The sequence below is a fragment of the Ruegeria sp. SAZD013 genome, assembly GCF_059612525.1.
Genome location: NZ_JBXWQT010000020.1, coordinates 984,841 through 1,004,018 on the forward strand (window position 1 = coordinate 984,841; position 19,178 = coordinate 1,004,018).

Consider the following 19,178-nt stretch of genomic DNA (forward strand, 5'->3'; position numbering starts at 1 on the left):
CGAACACATTCTTCATGCCGCCGAACGACGCCTACAGGTCGCTTTTTTCTCCTTGGCTTATTTGTTGCGCGCGAACCGCTTGACAAGCGGGTCAGCGGTGCCGCATGTCCCTGTCGTTGGTGTCGGCGACAGCCGATGAAAAGGGAATGCGTCAACGGTTCATCCGCCAAACGCAGCCGCCCCCGCGACCGTGACCGGAGAGGATGCCCAATGCCACTGGCCTGTGCCGGGAAGGCGGGACATCCGACAGAGCGACCGCTCTGGCATCCGCAAGCCGGGAGACCTGCCAACACCCGAAGTTGAAACCGGGCGGGGTGTTCCGGTGTCGGGTCCATGTGCAGACGTGGTGCCCGCATGAAACCCCGTCCCCCGCGAAGAGGATTTGGGGGGATGAGAGACATGAGCGAGAACGCACCGGTAGAGCTACTGGTCTGCACGACTTGCCGCCGGGGTCTGCCCGTCGAGGATGACGCTGAGCGACCCGGCACATTGTTGCACAAGGCCCTGGAACAGGCTGTCCTGCCGGATGGCATCATTCTGAAACCGGTCGAATGCCTTTCGAACTGCGATCAGGGCTGTTCCATCGTGCTTCGGGGCGGGCCGGATCGCTGGACCTTTGTTTACGAGAATCTGAACGAAATCGATCACGTCGATGTCATCATCGATGGCGCGACTAAGTATCTGGCCACAGGCGATGGTCTGGTGAAATGGCGCGACCGTCCTGAACATTTCCGCAAAAACTGCGCCTCGCGCATTCCCCCGATTGGAGCCTGAGATCATGTCGAACCTTGAAAAACTCCCCGTCACTGTGATCACCGGCTTTCTGGGCTCGGGCAAAACCACGCTGGTGCGCCATCTGATGCAGAACCCGCAGGGCAAGCGCCTTGCGATTGTTGTTAACGAGTTTGGCGATGTGGGTGTTGATGGCGACATCCTGAAGTCCTGCGTGATTCCGGAATGCCCTGCGGAAAACATCATGGAACTGGCAAACGGCTGCATCTGCTGCACCGTGGCCGACGATTTCATCCCGACCATCGAGGCGCTGATGGCGCTGGAACCGCGCCCGGATCACATTTTGATCGAAACATCCGGCCTTGCACTGCCCAAACCGCTGCTGAAAGCGTTTGATTGGCCTGATATCCGTTCGAAAATTACCGTTGATGGCGTTATTGCGCTGGCCGATGCCGAGGCCGTGGCCGCCGGTCGCTTTGCTCCGAACGTTGAAGCGGTGGATGCCCAACGGCTGGCTGATGACTCGATCGACCACGAAACACCCTTGTCCGAGGTGTTCGAGGATCAGATCTCGTGCGCGGATATCATCCTGCTGACCAAGCCCGATCTGGCAGGTCCCGAAGGTGTCGCGAAAGCTAAACAGATCATCGCCGCTGAGGCGCCGCGCCCGCTTCCTGTCGTCGAGGTTGCCGAGGGTGTCGTCGACGTACGCGTCGTGCTTGGCCTTGAGGCTGCCGCCGAAGATGACATGGACGCGCGCCCGTCACATCACGATGGCCATCACGATCATGAGCATGACGATTTCGAAAGCATCATCGTCGAGTTGCCGGAACAGACCGACCCGGCGGAACTGGTTGCCAGGATTGAACGTCTGGCAACTGAGCTGAATATCCTGCGCGTCAAAGGCTATGCCGCCGTCACAGGCAAACCGATGCGCCTGCTGGTTCAGGCTGTCGGCGCACGGGTTCGTCACCAATACGACCGCCCGTGGGAGCCCGGTGAAGAGCGCCGCTCGCGCCTGGTCGTCATTGCCGAACATGACGACATCAAAGAGGCTGAGATCCGTGATATCCTAGTGGGTGTGACCGAGGTTGCCGAGTAAGTCATGCACGTCGTCTTTCGCGAAAGCCACGGGCTCGAGGAAACCGAGACCCCAACCGATCTGGGCCAAAGCCCGGCCGATCTGGTTGTGCTGTCCTTTTCCGACAGTGACCTGGGCGCTTTCGCGGCGGGCTGGCATCGCGGCGGCGGACCTGAGGGGCGGATGCCAACCTTGCGACTGGCCAATCTTGCAGCATTGAAACACCCACTGTCCGTCGACACCTATGTTGAACAGACACTTGAAGGCGCAAAGGGCATCCTGATCCGTCTGATCGGTGGCGTGCCCTATTGGTCTTACGGGTTGCAACAGGTTCTGGCACTGGCACAGGCCAAAGGCATCGCGCTGGCCGTTTTACCGGCGGATGGGCGCGAAGACACTCGGTTGGATGAGTATTCGACCCTGCCCCTCTCGACCCTGCGGCGGCTGGCACATCTGTGTGATACCGGCGGAGAAGTCGCCGCGCAGGCCGCATTGGCCCAGATGGCGTTAGCAGCAGGGCTTTATGCCGGCCCGGTGATGGGCGCGAAAACCCTGCCCGAATGCGGTGCGTGGTGCCCGGAACAGGGTGTCATCCCGGTGGATTCCGCGTTCGAGAACGGTGCGAAACGGATTCTCGTAACCTTCTACCGCGCTTATCTGACATCAGCAGACACAGCCCCGGTCGAGGCCCTGATCCGCAGCCTGCGCGCCCGCGGGTTCCAGGCGGTTGGTTTGTTCGCCCCGTCGCTCAAGGCCCCGGCCGCTGCCGACTGGCTCAGGGAACAGGTCGTTGCCCTGAGACCATCGGCCATCATCAACGCCACTTCATTCTCGGGCAAGGGCGCGTCTGGCATGTCGCCTCTGGACGCGGCGGACGTGCCGGTGTTTCAGGTCGCCCTCGCCACCTCGCGACGCAAGGCTTGGGCCGAGGCCGAACGCGGCCTGTCACCCGCCGACCTCGCCATGCATGTGGTATTACCCGAAGTGGACGGGCGAATATCAGCAGGCATTGCCTCCTTCAAAGAGCCGGGCAAGCGCGATCCACATCTGGAATACTCGCGTTTTGCGCATCGGGCCGAGCCGGACCGGATCGAGGCGATCATCGACCGGGTATCGGGCTGGCTTGCTCTGAGTGATAAACCCAAGGCAGACCAGATCCCCGCGTTGGTACTGTCCACATATCCCGGCAAAGACTGGCAGATGGCCCATGCGGTCGGTCTCGACGCGTTGGCCTCAGCCGAAGCGATGCTGTCTGATCTTCACGGTGAAGGCTACGACATCACGGCTGCCGAACCGATTGCCGACACACTCTTGGACGCCCGGGTATCGTGGCCGCTTGAGGATTATCTGAGTGCACTCGCTGAATTGCCCGAGACCCTGCGCACCGATCTGCACACCGTATGGGGCGATCCCGAGCAAGACCCAATTTTCGCTCATGACGCGTTTCACTTCACGGCTTTGCGACGCGGCAAGGCACTGGTCGCACTGCAACCAGAACGCGGAACACCCGAGCTGCGCGATGACGACTATCACGACCTTTCGCGCACCCCGCGCCATAGCTATGTCGCCTTCTATTTGTGGCTGCGCAAAGGTCTTGGAGCGGATGCGCTGATCCATATCGGTGCGCATGGCACGCTGGAATGGCTGCCCGGCAAATCAGTCGCCCTATCGGCAAACTGTTGGCCCGAGGCACTGATCCGTGACCTGCCGGTGATCTACCCGTTCATCGTCAACGACCCGGGCGAGGCCGCGCAGGCCAAACGCCGGATCGGCGCGGTGACCCTGGGCCACATCCCGCCTCCCATGAAAGAAAGCGGAACGCCTGACCGGATGGTGCGGCTGGAAGCCCTGCTGGACGAATTTTCAAACGCGGACGGTCTTGACCCCAGACGCCGCGACCGGCTGCAGGAAGATATCCGGGAAGAAGCACAGGCCATTGGACTGGAGAACGATCTGGGTCTGGATCAGGCCACCAGCACCGCCGAAGCAATCACGCGCATTGACCGCTTTGTCTGCGATATCAAAGAAAGTCAGTTCGGCGACGGGCTGCACGTCTATGGGCGTGTACCGGACGTGACCGGCAGTTTCGACCCAGCCCCATCCGCCCATGCCGAACGCAAGGCCCTGATCAATGCGCTGGCCGGCAAGAGGATCGAGGCTGGCCCGTCCGGCTCGCCCTATCGGGGCCGCTTTGACGTGCTGCCGACCGGGCGAAACCTTTACACCACCGATCCGCGATCTGTGCCCACCCGCGCAGCTTACACGCAAGGCGTGAAACTGGCCGAGGAACTGGTACGGCGGCACTTGCAGGAGGAAGGTGATTACCCGAAAGGGCTGATTGTCGATCTGTGGGGATCGGCCACCATGCGCACTGCGGGCGAAGAATTCGCCATGGCCCTGCACCTGCTGGGTGTAAAGCCGGTTTGGGACAAGGGATCCGAGCGGGTTTCGGGTATCGAAGTTTTACCCATCACCGACCTGAGCCGCCCGCGTCTGGACGTCACCCTGCGGGTTTCGGGCTTGTTTCGCGATGTGTTCCCCACATTGTCAGCCCTTTATGGTCAGGCGGTTCGGGCTTTGTCAGAGCGTGATGAAGCGACCGACTGGAACCCCTATGCCGGTCACGCCCCGGCTACGCGGGTGTTTGGCCCGGCACCCGGCAGTTACGGCCTGAACATGACCCATCTGTCCGAGACCTATACGGACGAGGCGCGCGCCCAAGCCGGGGAGGCATGGCTTGAGGCCAGCTCGTACGCGCTGGAAGGTGAACACATCGCGCAGGACAAAGCGGGAATCACGGATCGTGTCGCCAATGCCGACAGTTTTGTTCACCTCCAGGATCTGACGGAAACTGACCTGCTGCTGGCCAACGACTATGCCACGCATGAAGCCGGTTTTGCCGCCGCCAAAAAGGTCGCTGGGGGCACCGCTCAGCTTTACCATCTGGACAACACCAACCCAGATAATCCGCGCGCCCGGACTCTGCCGGAAGAAATCAGCCGCGTCGTTCATGCCCGCGCTGCCAACCCCGGCTGGATTGCGGGGATGCAGCGCCATGGTTTTCGCGGCGCCGCCGAGATTGCTGCGACGCTGGATCACATGGCCTCTTTCGCGCATCTGTCCGGCACTGTCGCTCCGCATCTGTTTGATCTCTATCACGAAGCCACATTGGGTAATGAGGCCGTTGATACCTTTCTGCAAGAGACCAACCCGAAGGCCCATCAGGCCATGCAAGACAGGTTCCGTGCATTGCTGGAAGCGGGGCTTTGGAACACGCGCCGGAATTCGATCCGGGCCGATTTGGAGGGTTTGAGATGAGTGCACCTATCGTTCAAGGCTGGTGTCCCGGCGCGCATCGCCCGATGATGTCAGGCGACGGGCTGGTCGTGCGGGTCCGTCCGCGTCTGGCGCGACTGAATGCCAGGCAGGCTATTGGCTTGTGCGAACTGGCTGAACAGTTCGGCAACGGCACCATTGACCTGACCAATCGTGCCAACCTGCAGCTGCGCGGCGTGGATGAGCGCGACCACCAGCCGTTGCTTGTGGAGCTTGCGGCGCTGGACTTGCTTGATGCGGAACCCGGCATCGAAGTACGCCGCAATATTCTGGTCACTCCGCTCTATCAGGCGGGCGATTTGACCGCGCGGCTGACGCAGGAATTGATCGATCGACTGGCGGAACTGCCTGCTCTGCCCGCTAAGTTCGGTTTTGCCATAGATACAGGCCCGACGCGCCTGTTGGCCTCGGATTCCGCAGATATTCGTCTGGAACTGGGTGCTGACGGTCTGATCCTGCGCGCCGACGGCTGCAAAACCGGGCGGTGTGTGGCCGAAGGCGACGCCATCGACCACGTGATCGCGCTGGCCCGTTGGTTTGCCCAGACCTATACGGCCGAGACACGCCGCATGGCGCGGGTCGCCTACGCGCTGCCACAGGATTGGCAGGGATTTGCCCCCGGTCCTATCGGTGAAAAACTGCAACCCGGCCCCTGTGAACTGGGTTCTCTCTACGGCGCGGCATTCGGCTCGCTGCCTGCGCGCAAGCTTTGTGAACTGGTTGAAGCCAGCGGCGCTTCTGCCCTGCGTGTCACCCCGTGGCGGCTGATCCTGCTGGAAGGCGGGGCGGCGATACCCTCCCCGGATTTCGTCATGGACGGAGCCGATCCGATGATGACAACCGACGCCTGCCCCGGCGCGCCGTTCTGCCCGCAAGCGCAGGTGGAAACCCGCGACATCGCCCGTGCATTGGCTCGGCGCATTCACGGTCGTCTGCATGTCTCGGGCTGCGCCAAGGGGTGCGCCCATATGGGCCCGGCCGAGATCACAGTGGTCGGCAACAACGGGCGATTTGATCTTGTCAAACAGGGCTGCGCAGGGGATGAGCCCTGCCAACGCGGCCTCGACTCCGAAACACTCATGACCATGGACTTCACCTGATGCCCTACACTTACGAAACTGATGGCGCGGCGATCTACAAGGAAAGCTTTGCCACCATCCGGTCCGAGGCTGATCTGGCCCGCTTTGATACCGATGAAGAGCAGGTCGCCGTTCGGATGATCCACGCCGCCGGCATGGTCGGGCTGGAGGAGTTTGTACATTTCTCACCCGGATTTGTGCAGGCCGCACGCACGGCGCTGGAAAACGGCGCGGCGATCCTGTGTGACGCGCGCATGGTCAGCGAAGGTGTGACCCGCTTCCGTCTGCCTGCCGACAACCAGGTGATCTGCACCCTCCATGACGAACGCGTGCGCCCTCTGGCCACCAAGATGAGCAACACCCGTTCTGCCGCTGCGCTGGAATTCTGGCGTCCGCATCTGGAAGGTGCTCTGGTCGCCATTGGAAACGCGCCCACCGCGCTGTTTCACTTGCTGAACATGCTGGAAGACCCGGATTGCCCGCGCCCTGCTGCGATCATCGGCTGCCCGGTCGGATTTGTCGGAGCGGTGGAATCCAAAGACGCGTTGTGGCAGGCGCAACCCGTCCCCTCCTGCATTGTCAAAGGCCGTCTGGGTGGCAGCGCCATCACCGTTGCAGCCATCAACGCCATCGCAAGCCGGGCGGAATGAAAATGGGTACCATATACGGCGTGGGCCTTGGCCCCGGTGACCCTGATCTGATGAGTGTCCGGGCCGATCGCCTTCTACGCAACGCCAAACACGTGGCATTCTTTCGCAAACCGGGTCGCAGCGGTCAGGCCCGCAAAATCGTCAACGGGATGATCCCCGAAGGCGCGATTGAATTCCCGATGGAATACCCGGTGACCACCGAAATCCCGGTCACTGATCCGCGTTATAACGAGTTGCTGGCCGCGTTCTATGAAGAGTGCACAGCACACCTGAAGACGCTGTCGGAACAGGGTGAGGATGTGGTGGTACTGTGTGAGGGCGATCCGTTTTTCTACGGCTCGTTCATGCATCTTTACAATCGGTTGCGTGACGAAGCTCCGGTCGAGGTTGTACCAGCCATCACCGGTATGTCCGGTGCATGGACGGCCACCGGCGATCCGATCACCTGGGGGGATGATGTGCTGACCGTTCTGGTCGGCACCCTGCCCGAGGAGGTTCTGGCTGAACGCATGGCGAAGACAGATGCTTTGGTCGTGATGAAGATCGGGCGGAACATCGACAAGGTGAAACGCGCACTGAAAACCTCCGGGTTGTACGACCGCGCATGGATTGTCGAATACGCGCAAATGCCGAACCAGACGGTGACAAAACTGTCTGAGGCCTGCGAGAAGATCACCCCGTATTTCTCGATAATCGTTGTTCATGGTCAGGGGCGCCGACCATGAGCGGCTGGGTCAAGATCGCAGGCCTTGGTCCGGGCAACGAAGCGCAGGTCACCCCCGAAGTTACAGCGGCTTTGGCCGACGCCACTGATGTGGTGGGCTATATCCCTTATGTGGCCCGCGTGGCCGACCGCCCCGGCCTGACCCTGCACGCCAGTGACAACCGGGTTGAAATCGACCGCTCGCAACACGCGCTGCAAATGGCCGCCGACGGCAGGCGGGTGGTTGTTGTGTCCTCGGGCGATCCCGGTGTGTTTGCTATGGCTGCAGCTGTGTTCGAAGCGTTGGAGAATGGCCCAACAGAATGGCGTGACATTCAGATAGATGTGCTGCCGGGGATCACCGCGATGCTGGCCGCATCTGCCCGCGCAGGCGCTCCGATGGGGCATGATTTCTGCGCCATCAACCTTAGCGACAACCTAAAGCCCTGGTCGCTGATCGAAAAACGCCTGCGCTTGGCTGCGCAGGCCGATTTCTCGATGGCATTCTACAACCCCCGCTCGAAGTCACGCCCGGAAGGTTTTGTAAAGACATTGGAAATCCTGCGCGAAGAATGCGAGCCCAAGCGGGTGATCCTGTTTGCGCGCGCCGTGTCACGAGCGGATGAGGCGATCCGGATTTCCACACTGGCCGAGGCCACGCCCGAGATGGCGGATATGCAGACCGTGGTAATTGTCGGCTCCTCGCGCACTCGCGTCATCGAACGCAATGGCACGCCGATCGTCTATACGCCACGCTTCACCCCTGTCGAGGATCAGGGATGAGACAGCCAGTCCAGAACCTGTGCGACAGTCGAAAGCTCGGTCCGCTTGGGAAGCACCGGGCGGTCGATCATAAGCACTGGCAGGCCCAGCGCCCGCGCTGCGTCCAGCTTGGCGCGCGCGCCCGAGCCGCCCGCGTTCTTGGACACCACAAGTTGCGTCCTATGTTGCTGCATCAGTGCGCGGTCATCGGCTTCTGCAAAAGGACCCCGGGCCACGACAATCTGCGCCAGAGGCAAGGGCAAGCTGTCGGGTTCGTCCACCAGACGCAGCAGGTAGTGGTGCTGGGGCTGGGCAGCAAAGTCTTCAAGATGCATACGTCCGACAGCCAGGAACACACGCTGAGGATCACCTGCAAGCGCATCGACGGCGGCAGGGATATCGGGCACGCGGTGCCAGACATCGCCGGGTTGCGGCTTCCACGCCGCGCGGGTCAAGGCGGCCAGTGGAACCTGAGTTGTGTGACACGCCTCAATCGCGTTCCGGCTCATCTGCGCCGCAAATGGATGGGTCGCATCCACGACATGGGTGATCGCGTTTTCACGGATGTAGTGGGCCAGACCTTCCGGGCCGCCAAACCCGCCAACTCGCACCGGCAACGGCTGCGGACGCGGGGTTTCCACCCGTCCCGCATAAGAATACACAGCCGTAATCCCTTGTTCCGCAACAGCTTTGGCCAAAGCGTTGGCCTCGGTCGTGCCGCCAAGAATCAGGAGGTTGGGCATGTCTGAGTCTCCGTGGCTGACCGTTTTGGGATTGGGCGAAGATGGGCTTGATGGCCTGTCGCCTGCAAGCCGTCAAGTGCTGGACCGGGCCGAAGTGATCATGGGGCCGCCTCGTCACCTGTCGCTGCTGCCGGAAAACGAGGCTGAACGGGTCGAATGGCCGGTGCCGTTCTCGGACGGATTGCCGATCCTGAAAGGCCTGCGCGGACGGCAGACGGTGGTTCTGGCGTCAGGTGATCCGTTCTGGTTTGGCGCAGGGTCCGTCATCGCGCGTAACTTCGATGCCAAAGAGTGGACCGCCCTGCCCGGCCAGTCCACGTTTTCGCTGGCCGCCGCGCGGCTGGGCTGGCCTTTGGAAAGCACGCCGACGTTCGGCCTGCACGCTGCGCCTTTGACCCGATTGCGGCCGCATCTGGCCCCGGATCTTCATGCCATTGTGCTTTTGCGTGACGGCAAGGCGGTTGCTGAACTGGCGACATATCTGAGCGAAACCGGTTTTGCCGACAGCGCGTTGCATGTGATGCAGGCCCTCGGCGGCCCGCGGGAAAGCATCCAGACAGTGAGCCTGACCGAAGCTCTGCTGGGAACCTTCGATCATCCTGTCTGCGTCGGGTTGGAAGTGACCGGCACTGGGCAGGGACTGTCCAAGGCCTCGGGCAAGCCGGATGATCTATTTGAAACCGACGGCCAGATCACCAAACGCCCGATCCGGGCACTGACCCTGTCCGCACTGGCACCGCAGCGGGGCGAACATCTGTGGGACATTGGCGGTGGCACCGGCTCGATCAGTATTGAATGGCTGATGTGCGACCCGACCCTGACCGCCGCCAGTATCGAACCCCGCGCCGACAGGGCCGAACGCATTCGCCGCAATGCCGACGCGCTGGGGCAGGATCGGTTACAGGTTGTCCACGGCACAGCACCCGAAGCGCTGGCCGGTTTGCCACTGCCGGATGTGGTTTTCATCGGCGGTGGGCTAAGCGCCAGCCTGATGGCGTGGCTTCGCGACGCCCTGCCCGCTGGCACCCGGATGGTCGCCAACGCGGTAACGCTGGAAAGCGAAGCCCTGTTGGCGCGATGGCACCAAGACCTGGGCGGAGACCTGTTGCGGATCGAACTGGCTCATTCTGCACCGCTCGGACCGCGGCGCGGCTGGAAATCTGCCTATCCGGTCGTCCAGTGGAGCGTGACGTTATGATCGTGGCAGGCTTGGGCTTCTCATCCGACGCGACGGCAGACAGTTTGCGCGCCGCCTATGACGCGGCAGCGGCCAGCCATGATGTCCAAGCTCTGGCGACGGTCGCTGACAAAAACGGCCACTCTGCGCTGGTGGCCTTCGCGGAAAGCCTTGCTCTTCCGCTGCATTTCGTGGCGGCTGCCGATTTGGCCGGACAACGCACCCTGACATGCTCGAACCGCAGCCGTGCCGCTTATGGCACCGGCAGCGTTGCCGAAGCATCGGCCCTTGCCGCCGCCGGGTCCGGCGCGCGACTGCTTTCACCCAGACATATTTCGGACGACCGGCTGGCAACCTGCGCCATCGCCATCGGAGGACAAACATGACCGTTCATTTCATCGGCGCCGGACCGGGCGCTGCAGACCTGTTGACATTGCGTGGGCGCGACATCATCGCCTCGTGTCCCGTGTGCCTTTATGCCGGATCGCTGGTGCCCGAGGAAATTCTGAGCCACTGCCCCAAAGACGCAAAAATCATCAACACTGCGCCCATGGATCTGGACCAGATCATGGCCGAGATCGAAGTCGCGCATAAAGCGGGTCAGGATGTGGCACGGCTGCATTCGGGCGATTTGTCAGTCTGGTCAGCGATGGGCGAACAAATCCGACGCCTGAAAGAAGTGGGCATTCCGGTCAGCGTCACCCCTGGCGTGCCATCCTTTGCCGCCGCCGCAGCGGCCCTGGGCACCGAACTAACCCTGCCGGGACTAGCGCAGTCGGTGGTTCTGACCAGAACTCCGGGGCGCGCGTCATCCATGCCCGAAGGTGAAACCCTGGTTAATTTTGCCCGTACCGGCGCGACACTGGCCATTCATCTGTCAATCGGCAATCTGGACAAGGTTATTGCAGACCTGACCCCGGCTTATGGCCCGGACTGCCCGGTGGCCGTTGTGTATCGCGCAAGCTGGCCGGATGAACAGATCATCCGCGCAACGCTGGAAACCCTGAAAGGGTCGCTGGATGAAAGCATCTCGCGCACGGCTTTGATCATGGTCGGCCCCGCGCTGGCCGGTGAGGGTTTTGAGGAAAGCTGTCTTTATTCCAGAGATTACGACCGCCGCTATCGCCCGCAAAGTGCCGACAGCCCTTGGTCAAGCTGGAGCCATGGTGATGACTAACCCTCCGGGTATTCTGATTTCAGCACCCTCTTCGGGTACTGGCAAGACGACAGTCATGCTGGGCCTTTTGCGCGCGCTGGCCGAAGATGGCCTGACCGTGCAACCCTTTAAAAGCGGGCCGGATTATATCGATCCCGCCTTTCACCGGGCAGCTGCCGGGCGGGCTTCGTTCAATTTGGACAGCTGGGCGATGGCAGATCCCCTGCTCAGTGCAATTTCTGCTCAGGCCGAAGGCGCTGACATTGTGGTGGCCGAGGGCTCGATGGGTTTGTTCGACGGTGTCGCAAAGCCTGGCGAAGTCGGGCAAGGATCGAGCGCCGAGACCGCCCTGCGCATGGGCTGGCCCGTTGTGCTTGTGCTGGATGTGGGCGGGCAGGCACAATCAGCGGCGGCAACGGCGCTGGGGTTCAGGATGTACAATCCCGATCTGCCCTTTGCCGGAGTGATCCTGAACCGATGCGCCAGCCCCCGCCACGAACGCCTGACCCGTCTGGGAATGGAGCGCGCGGGCCTGCCTGTTCTGGGCGTGCTGCCCCGCCGTGGTGATTTGACCCTGCCAGAGCGGCATCTGGGACTTATTCAGGCGGTCGAACACCCCGATCTGGAAAGCGCCATTGTAGGCTATGCTGCGTTTTTACGAGAACATGTGGACCTTGACGCAATCAAGCGGGCAGCTTCCTCAGGCCCCAGCGGACCTTCGTCAGCCGCACTGCCGCGGCCCCCGGCCCAGCGGATCGCGCTGGCCCGTGATGCCGCCTTTTCCTTTACCTATCCCCACCTTTTGCAAGGGTGGCACGATGCGGGTGCCGAGATCTTGCCTTTTTCACCCTTGGCAGACGAACCTCCGGCGGCGGATGCCGATCTGGTCTGGTTGCCCGGCGGGTATCCCGAATTGCACGCCGGAACATTGGCAGCGGCCACCACCTTTCTGAGTGGTTTGCGTAAACACGCGGAAACAAAACCGGTGCACGGAGAATGCGGCGGCTACATGGCGCTTGGTCAGGCGCTGATCGACAAGGACGGCGTGCACCATGAAATGGCTGGTTTGCTGGGCCTTGTCACATCTTATCAGAAGCGCAAGTTCAACCTTGGTTACAGAAAGGCCGCCCTTCTGGCCCCTATGCCCGGCTTTGCCAAAGGATCGGCATTGCGCGGACACGAGTTCCATTATTCCTCGATCGTGGACCAACCGGACGCCCCATTGGCACGCGTGTTTGACGCCGAAGGGGAAGAAGGCCCGCAAACCGGATCACTGCGTGGCAATGTCACTGGCACGTTCTTTCACCTGATTGCGGAGGCGTCGGCATGAGTGGCTTTGTCTCTTTCATCGGCTCTGGCCCCGGAGATCCGGAACTGCTGACGCTCAAGGCGGTGGACCGGATGCAAAAGGCCGACGCGATCTTGTTCGACGATCTCAGCAGCGGCCCGATCCTGAGCCATGCGCGCGACGATGCGGATCTGGTTGGTGTCGGAAAGCGGGCCGGTCGTCCGTCACCCAAGCAGGACCATGTCAGCCGGTTGCTGGTGGATTACGCGCAATCCGGTCAGCATGTGGTGCGCCTGAAATCCGGAGACGGCGGTATGTTCGGACGGCTTGAGGAAGAGCTTGTCGCCCTGCGCGCAGCCGGTATCGCCTATGAGATCATTCCCGGCGTCCCCTCAGCAGTGGCAGCGGCAGCGGCCGCAGGCATTCCATTGACGCGTCGGCTTACGGCCCGGCGGGTTCAGTTCGTGACCGGCCATGACGTCAGTGGTGAGTTGCCCGACGACCTGAACCTCAAGGCGCTGGCCGATCCGCAGGCCACCACCGTCGTTTTCATGGGCAAACGCACCTTCCCCTTGCTCGTCGAAGCCCTGCACACTCAAGGTTTGCCTTTGGATACTCCGGCGCTTATGGCCGAATCCGTCTCAACCCCCGACCAAAAACTGCAACGCGCCACGATTGGCGCGCTGGCAGAGCAGCTGAAAACCGAGATCGGCAAAGCACCGGCACTGATTCTTTACGGCCCGCTGGCGGAGTTCGACGATGATTGATCTGAGCCTGATCGGCATCGGCACCGGCAATCCGGATCATGTAACGTTTCAGGGCGCGCAGGCGATCCGGGCGGCGGATTTGATCCTGATTCCACGCAAAGGGGAAAACAAGGCTGATCTGGCCGGGCTACGTGAAGCGATCATTGAGCGTGTCGCCGAAACGCCGCCACAGATCGCCTATTTCGATATTCCCCAGCGCCGGGCCGACGATGGCTACCTGCGCGGTGTCGATGAATGGCACGACGCCATCGCCCTGCGCTGGCAAGCGGCCATTGCCGCTCATCCAGAGGCGCAGCATGTCGCGTTGCTGATCTGGGGGGATCCGTCCCTCTATGACAGCTCATTGCGTATCGCTGCCCGGTTGAACCCGCAACCCGATACCAAGGTTATCCCCGGCATCACCGCGTTGCAGGCGCTGACCGCTGCCCATGTGATTCCCATCAATGATCTGGGCGCGCCCTACGTTGTCACAACCGGTCGTCGTATCCGGGACGAAGGCTGGCCCGATGCGGACTCGAACGTCGCGGTGATGCTGGATGGCGAATGCTCGTTCCAAACCCTTGATTTGGCAGATTATGACATCTGGTGGGGCGCCTATGTGGGTATGAAAGAAGAGGTTCTGATCAGTGGCCCGCTGGATGAAGTCGCGCAGAACATCCTTGAGACCCGGGCGAAGGCCCGCGCCGAACATGGCTGGATCATGGATATCTACCTGTTAAAGACGCGCCGGAAAAACCGCACGGGCACATGAACACGGGTTTGTGATGTCGCGGGACGGTAAGGTCTGGCACACAGGTTGCACCTCAATACAGGAGACGTGACAATGAAAGCCCTCATTCCCTTGCTCTGCCTGATCACTTTACCCGTTTGGGCACAAGACGCCCCAGCCGGTTGGGCCGTGTTTCCTGCGGACAAAACCTATTCGGAACTGGTCGATGCAACCAAGGCTGCGATCAAGGACAACGGATTGATAGTGGTAACGCAGGCCGGCCCCACCAAGGCAGCTGCGGCGCGCGGAATCACCATTCCGGGCAATCTGGTTATTGGCGCGTTCAACAACGATTACGCGGTAAGGGTGCTGGAAACCTCTACCAATGCAATGATCGAAGCACCGATCCGTTTCTATGTCACCGAGAACGAGGACGGAACCGCAACCCTGTCTTACAAGACCCCCAGTTTCGTGTTTGACCCTTACATGGCGGAAGGCGGACAAGCTTTGCAGGACATTGCTGCAGAACTTGATAAAACCTTTCAATCTGTCGCTGAAGACGCAGTCAAATAGTCACACTGACGTGATCCGCCTTGCGTCTGGTGGCGTCCTCCGCAATCTGCTTCGAAACGGTTATCTCGGAGCATGACTGATGCAGGACCCCACGCCGCGCGCCGCCGATCTTCTGGCCCAACGCCTGTATGAAGCGGGGTGCCGCCACGCCTTTGGAATGCCGGGGGGTGAGGTCCTGACACTGGTGGATGCGCTTGAAAAGGCGGGCATCACCTTTCATCTGACAAAACATGAAAACTCGGCCGGATTCATGGCCGAGGCCGTGCATCACCGCGACGGCGCGCCTGCGATTCTGGTCGCCACTTTGGGTCCGGGCGCGATGAACGGCATCAATGTGGTGGCCAATGCGTTGCAGGACCGTGTTCCGATGATCGTTCTGACCGGTTGCGTCGATGCGGACGAGGCGCTGACCTATACTCATCAGGTCATGGATCACAGCCAGGTTTACCGTTCCATCACCAAGGGCACGTTCACACTGACGGCCAAGGGCGCGGATATCGTCGCAGACAAGGCTGTGTCGCTTGCCACACAGCCGCGACCGGGCCCGGTCCATATCGATGTTCCGATCTCGGTCGCCGATACGCCAGTGACGGGTGTGAAACGCCGCCGTCTGGCCAAGGTCGCGCCTGTCAGTCCCAATGGTGAATGCCTTGAAAAAGCCCGGCGCTGGGTGGCTGAGGCCGAGCGCCCAATCGCCATTATTGGTCTCGATGTCCTCTATGACGACTCGCGCAGTGTGGTGCAGGCGTTTTTGGAACATTTCGGAATTCCATTTGTGACCACCTACAAGGCCAAGGGTGTTGTTCCCGAAGATCACCCATTGTGTTTGGGCGGCGCTGGCCTGTCGCCTTTGGCAGACAAGCACCTTGTCCCATTGGTCGAACAAGCCGATCTGGTGCTGTGTCTGGGGTATGACCCGATCGAAATGCGCCCCGGCTGGCGCGAAATCTGGGACCCCGAAGAAAAGCGCGTCATCGACATATCAGCGGTGATCAATGACCACTACATGCATCAGGCGGGTCTTAATCTGGTGGCCGACACGGGCGAGACGCTTGAGGCCATTGCCAAGGGAAACCCCGCCCGCACGACATGGCCGGGTGGTGAGCCCGCGCAGGTCAAAACCGCACTGGCATTGGCCTTTCCCACCGATGAGGACTGGGGACCCGCCGCTGTCATCGCCGAAACGCGCACGACCCTGCCCCCCGAAACACTCGCAACCGCTGACAGCGGCGCGCATCGCATTCTGCTGAGCCAGATGTGGGAATGCAGCGAAGAACGTGGGCTGATCCAATCCTCGGCGCTCTGCACCATGGGCTGTGCTGTCCCAATGGCCATTGGTCTGAAACTGGCCGAGCCCGACCGCCCGGTGATCAGCTTTTCGGGTGATGCCGGGTTTCTGATGGTCGCCGGGGAATTGTCTACGGCGGCTCAAATGGGCGGCAATCCGATCTTTCTTGTCTTCGTAGATGCCAGCCTTGCCCTTATCGAGTTGAAACAACGGCAGCGGCAGATGGTCAATAATGGTGTGGATTTCGACCACCATGACTTCGCCGCCATGGCCCGTGCATTTGGTGGGAACGGCCACACTGTCCGCAACCGGGCAGAGTTGCGTGCAGCACTTGAAGCTGCTGTAAAGGCCGAGACATTTACCGTCATCGCCGCTGAAATCGACCGTGGAGGATACGATGGCCGCATCTGAGGGCCCGCTGAAGGGCGTCAAAGTTCTGGACCTCAGCCGTATTCTGGCCGGGCCAACCTGCACGCAGTTGCTGGGTGATCTGGGCGCAAGTGTCATCAAGATCGAGAACCCTGCCACCGGGGGCGACGACACGCGGCAATGGGGTCCGCCCTATGTCACCGATGCCGATGGCAACCGTTCGGACCTGAGCGCCTATTTCATGTCAGCGAACCGAAACAAGAAATCTGTGGCCCTGGATATCGCAACCGAGAAAGGTCAGGCGGAAGTACGGCGGCTGGCCTCACACGCGGATATTCTGATTGAGAATTTCAAACCCGGCGGTCTCGCGAAATACGGGCTGGACTATGCCACCCTGTCGCAGGAATTCCCTAGCCTCGTTTACTGCTCGATCTCGGGCTACGGCCAAACCGGGCCAAATGCCAGCAAACCCGGCTATGACCTGATGGCACAGGGCTATGGCGGGATCATGTCCCTGACCGGCGACCCGGAAGGCGCGCCGATGAAAGTAGGGGTCGGCATCGCTGATGTGATGTGCGGAATGTATGCAAGCGTTGGCATTCTGGCCGCGCTGCGCCACCGCGACCTGACCGGTGAAGGTCAGCAGGTCGATCTGGCACTTGTTGATTCTCAGATCGCATGGCTGATCAACGAGGGCGTCAATTACCTGACTTCTGGCAACGTTCCGCAGCGCCGTGGAAACGGGCACCCCAACATCGTGCCTTATGACGTTTACGAGACATCCGATGGGCATGTCATTCTGGCGGTTGGAAATGATGGCCAGTTCAGAAAGCTGTGCGGTTTCCTGGGACAACCCGAACTTGCCGACAACCCCAGATTCGTGACCAACCCGGCGCGACTGGAACACCGTGATGCGCTAAACGCCATTCTACGGCCCGCTGTCCAAGGTCTGGATACACGATCAGTAATTTCCGGTCTTGAAGCCGTGAAAGTGCCCGTAGGACCGGTCCAGACGCTGGATCAGGTTTTTGATACGGAACAGGTGGCAGCACGAAAAATGCAGATTTCGATGCAGGCCCAGCCCGGTATCGTGAACCTGATCGGGAATCCCCTGAACTTGTCACGCACGCCTGTAACATATCGCAGCGCGCCACCCACCTGCGGGGCCGATACTGACTGGGTGTTAAGCGCTGAAAACCCGTTCGACGATTGAAACACTTGCACAACTAGGCGGCAAGTTGCTGAAACATGCCTTTGAATCGGCGGATTTTTTCGACTTTCTTACACACGACATTTCACCAATTCGAGAGCGGGGTCGATACTGATACGCCGCTCTCGCACACTCTGTTACATCAAACAGTGTCAAATACCGCAATCAGATTGGACCCAAGTATGAAACAAGACGTTTTTGGACAGATGAACACCTTGGCGCAGCCGGAAGCTGTCGAAGCCTGGAATGGTGTTCTGCTTGGGTTTATGGCGCATGCCGCGGCTACACCCCAACATCTGGGCAAAGTGTTGGAGCTTGAGCCCGATTTTGCTTTGGGTCATGCCGTGAAAGGCCTGTTCATGGCCCTTCTCGGTCGGCGTGAGATGATGGCGGTTGCAGTCGAGGCTTTGGCGGCTGCCAATGCTGCGATGAGCCGGCAGCCCGTCTCGGCGCGCGAGCGGCTGTTTGTCGATGCATTGGGGCTGTATCTGGCGGGACACCTGACACAGGCGGTGCAAAAGTTCGAAGCGGTTCTGCGCGATCACCCACAGGATACGTTGGCGATGAAACTCAGCCATGCGACCCGTTTCGTTCTGGGGGATCCGGATGGAATGCGCCGTTCGATCGAACGGGTAATGCCAGCATATGAACCCGATCACCCCGGTCGCGGCTATCTGCTGGGCTGCCATTCCTTCGCGCTGGAAGAAACCGGAGCCTACGAAAAGGCCGAAATTGCAGGACGTCAGGCGCTTTGGATGGTGTCCGACGATGCCTGGGGTCTGCACGCGGTGGCCCATGTCCATGAAATGACCGGCAACGCGCAGCTGGGCCTTGACTGGCTGGCCGGACGCGAGGCGGCCTGGGCCCATTGCAACAACTTCCGCTATCACGTCTGGTGGCATAAGGCTCTGATGCATCTGGATCTGGGTCAGATTGATCAGGTGATGGATCTGTATGACAACCACGTCCGCAAGGACAAAACCGACGATTACCGCGACATCTCGAACGGAACTTCGCTGCTGATGCGGCTTGAACTTGAAGGCGTAAATGTCGGAAATCGCTGGGAAGAACTGGCTGACCTGAGTGCTGCGCGCACCGAAGACGGCTGCCTGATCTTCGCCGATCTGCACTATCTACTGGCGCTGACCGGTGACAACCGCGCCGACGCCACCGCCAAGATGCTGACCCGCATGAACAAGGATGCAGCGCGTGCCAATGACGACACCACCCGCCGTATGGCCGATCCCGGTGTCGCGGCCGCCATGGGCCTTGAAGCCTTTGGTGACGGCCATTATGGCACGGCATTTGATCACCTGTTGGCGGCGCGCGGTTCAATGCAACTGGCCGGTGGAAGCCACGCACAACGTGATGTATTTGAACGCATTACCATCGACTCGGGTCTGCGTGCCGGGCGTCTGGATGCCGTCGAACGTATTCTGGATGACCGCCGTGCTAAACGCGCCGGCGGTGAAGACAATTATGCCATTGCGCGCCGCGCCCTGATTGATGCGGCGCGCGACGGCGGAGACATGCAAAGCGTCCCCGCCGAGTAACA

At 60.9% G+C, this 19,178-nt stretch carries 18 protein-coding genes and 1 riboswitch; of the genes, 17 read left to right on the plus strand and 1 reads right to left on the minus strand.

The window, feature by feature from the left end; all coding sequences use genetic code 11:
- Nucleotides 1-100 precede the first annotated feature (100 nt).
- Nucleotides 101-305: riboswitch (cobalamin riboswitch) on the plus strand.
- A gap of 94 nt (nucleotides 306-399) precedes the next feature.
- From AC2FLU_RS11175 to cobJ, 7 genes are read left to right on the plus strand one after another with little or no spacing between them, the layout of a single operon-like run.
- Entirely contained in the window at nucleotides 400-774 is a 375-nt protein-coding gene (locus AC2FLU_RS11175; protein ID WP_480504576.1) for a DUF1636 family protein, read from the plus strand.
- 4 nt (nucleotides 775-778) lie between these two features.
- On the plus strand, nucleotides 779-1,834 hold the full coding sequence (gene cobW / locus AC2FLU_RS11180) for a cobalamin biosynthesis protein CobW (RefSeq protein ID WP_496811977.1): 1,056 nt from the start codon (nucleotides 779-781) through the stop codon (nucleotides 1,832-1,834).
- Nucleotides 1,835-1,837: 3 nt separating this feature from the next.
- Nucleotides 1,838-5,131, plus strand: a complete 3,294-nt coding sequence (gene cobN / locus AC2FLU_RS11185; protein WP_496808645.1) for a cobaltochelatase subunit CobN — start codon at nucleotides 1,838-1,840, stop codon at nucleotides 5,129-5,131.
- Nucleotides 5,128-6,249 carry a ferredoxin-like domain-containing protein gene (locus tag AC2FLU_RS11190; RefSeq protein WP_480473496.1) on the plus strand — a complete coding sequence of 374 codons (1,122 nt, stop codon included), beginning with the start codon at nucleotides 5,128-5,130 and terminating at the stop codon, nucleotides 6,247-6,249. Before cobN ends, AC2FLU_RS11190 begins: the two co-directional genes overlap by 4 nt.
- Nucleotides 6,249-6,878 (plus strand): precorrin-8X methylmutase, encoded by a 630-nt coding sequence (locus AC2FLU_RS11195; RefSeq protein ID WP_480473498.1) that lies wholly within the window; start codon nucleotides 6,249-6,251, stop codon nucleotides 6,876-6,878. The genes AC2FLU_RS11190 and AC2FLU_RS11195 overlap by 1 nt, the downstream gene beginning before the upstream one ends.
- Nucleotides 6,875-7,603, plus strand: coding sequence for a precorrin-2 C(20)-methyltransferase (locus AC2FLU_RS11200; protein ID WP_480473500.1), 729 nt, complete (start codon nucleotides 6,875-6,877; stop codon nucleotides 7,601-7,603). Before AC2FLU_RS11195 ends, AC2FLU_RS11200 begins: the two co-directional genes overlap by 4 nt.
- Nucleotides 7,600-8,364: a precorrin-3B C(17)-methyltransferase gene (gene cobJ, locus AC2FLU_RS11205; RefSeq protein ID WP_496714830.1), complete on the plus strand. Its 765-nt coding sequence runs from the start codon at nucleotides 7,600-7,602 to the stop codon at nucleotides 8,362-8,364. The genes AC2FLU_RS11200 and cobJ overlap by 4 nt, the downstream gene beginning before the upstream one ends.
- Here cobJ and AC2FLU_RS11210 read toward each other — a convergent pair.
- Nucleotides 8,355-9,086, minus strand: a complete 732-nt coding sequence (locus AC2FLU_RS11210) for a cobalt-precorrin-6A reductase (RefSeq protein WP_480625039.1) — start codon at nucleotides 9,084-9,086, stop codon at nucleotides 8,355-8,357. The two genes, cobJ and AC2FLU_RS11210, sit on opposite strands and share 10 nt — an antisense overlap.
- Here AC2FLU_RS11210 and cbiE point away from each other — a divergent pair.
- The 10 genes from cbiE to AC2FLU_RS11260 all read left to right on the plus strand — a co-directional run bounded on the left by cbiE (nucleotide 9,085) and on the right by AC2FLU_RS11260 (nucleotide 19,176).
- On the plus strand, nucleotides 9,085-10,284 hold the full coding sequence (gene cbiE, locus AC2FLU_RS11215) for a precorrin-6y C5,15-methyltransferase (decarboxylating) subunit CbiE (protein WP_496811978.1): 1,200 nt from the start codon (nucleotides 9,085-9,087) through the stop codon (nucleotides 10,282-10,284). The genes AC2FLU_RS11210 and cbiE overlap by 2 nt on opposite strands.
- Nucleotides 10,281-10,649 carry a cobalamin biosynthesis protein gene (locus tag AC2FLU_RS11220; protein WP_480476793.1) on the plus strand — a complete coding sequence of 123 codons (369 nt, stop codon included), beginning with the start codon at nucleotides 10,281-10,283 and terminating at the stop codon, nucleotides 10,647-10,649. The genes cbiE and AC2FLU_RS11220 overlap by 4 nt, the downstream gene beginning before the upstream one ends.
- Complete coding sequence (gene cobM, locus AC2FLU_RS11225; RefSeq protein ID WP_480603102.1) at nucleotides 10,646-11,440, plus strand: precorrin-4 C(11)-methyltransferase; 795 nt, start codon at nucleotides 10,646-10,648, stop codon at nucleotides 11,438-11,440. The genes AC2FLU_RS11220 and cobM overlap by 4 nt, the downstream gene beginning before the upstream one ends.
- Nucleotides 11,427-12,749, plus strand: coding sequence for a cobyrinic acid a,c-diamide synthase CobB (locus AC2FLU_RS11230; protein ID WP_496808644.1), 1,323 nt, complete (start codon nucleotides 11,427-11,429; stop codon nucleotides 12,747-12,749). Before cobM ends, AC2FLU_RS11230 begins: the two co-directional genes overlap by 14 nt.
- Complete coding sequence (gene cobA, locus AC2FLU_RS11235; RefSeq protein WP_267363673.1) at nucleotides 12,746-13,474, plus strand: uroporphyrinogen-III C-methyltransferase; 729 nt, start codon at nucleotides 12,746-12,748, stop codon at nucleotides 13,472-13,474. The genes AC2FLU_RS11230 and cobA overlap by 4 nt, the downstream gene beginning before the upstream one ends.
- Nucleotides 13,467-14,225 carry a precorrin-6A synthase (deacetylating) gene (cobF, locus tag AC2FLU_RS11240; protein WP_480517638.1) on the plus strand — a complete coding sequence of 253 codons (759 nt, stop codon included), beginning with the start codon at nucleotides 13,467-13,469 and terminating at the stop codon, nucleotides 14,223-14,225. Before cobA ends, cobF begins: the two co-directional genes overlap by 8 nt.
- Before the next feature lie 72 nt (nucleotides 14,226-14,297).
- Nucleotides 14,298-14,756, plus strand: a complete 459-nt coding sequence (locus AC2FLU_RS11245) for a DUF302 domain-containing protein (RefSeq protein WP_480603098.1) — start codon at nucleotides 14,298-14,300, stop codon at nucleotides 14,754-14,756.
- Nucleotides 14,757-14,835: 79 nt separating this feature from the next.
- Complete coding sequence (locus AC2FLU_RS11250; protein WP_480603096.1) at nucleotides 14,836-16,455, plus strand: thiamine pyrophosphate-binding protein; 1,620 nt, start codon at nucleotides 14,836-14,838, stop codon at nucleotides 16,453-16,455.
- Nucleotides 16,442-17,626, plus strand: coding sequence for a CaiB/BaiF CoA transferase family protein (locus AC2FLU_RS11255; protein WP_480517644.1), 1,185 nt, complete (start codon nucleotides 16,442-16,444; stop codon nucleotides 17,624-17,626). The genes AC2FLU_RS11250 and AC2FLU_RS11255 overlap by 14 nt, the downstream gene beginning before the upstream one ends.
- 179 nt (nucleotides 17,627-17,805) lie before the next feature.
- Nucleotides 17,806-19,176 carry a tetratricopeptide repeat protein gene (locus tag AC2FLU_RS11260; protein ID WP_480517646.1) on the plus strand — a complete coding sequence of 457 codons (1,371 nt, stop codon included), beginning with the start codon at nucleotides 17,806-17,808 and terminating at the stop codon, nucleotides 19,174-19,176.
- The last annotated feature ends 2 nt before the right edge of the window (nucleotides 19,177-19,178 follow it).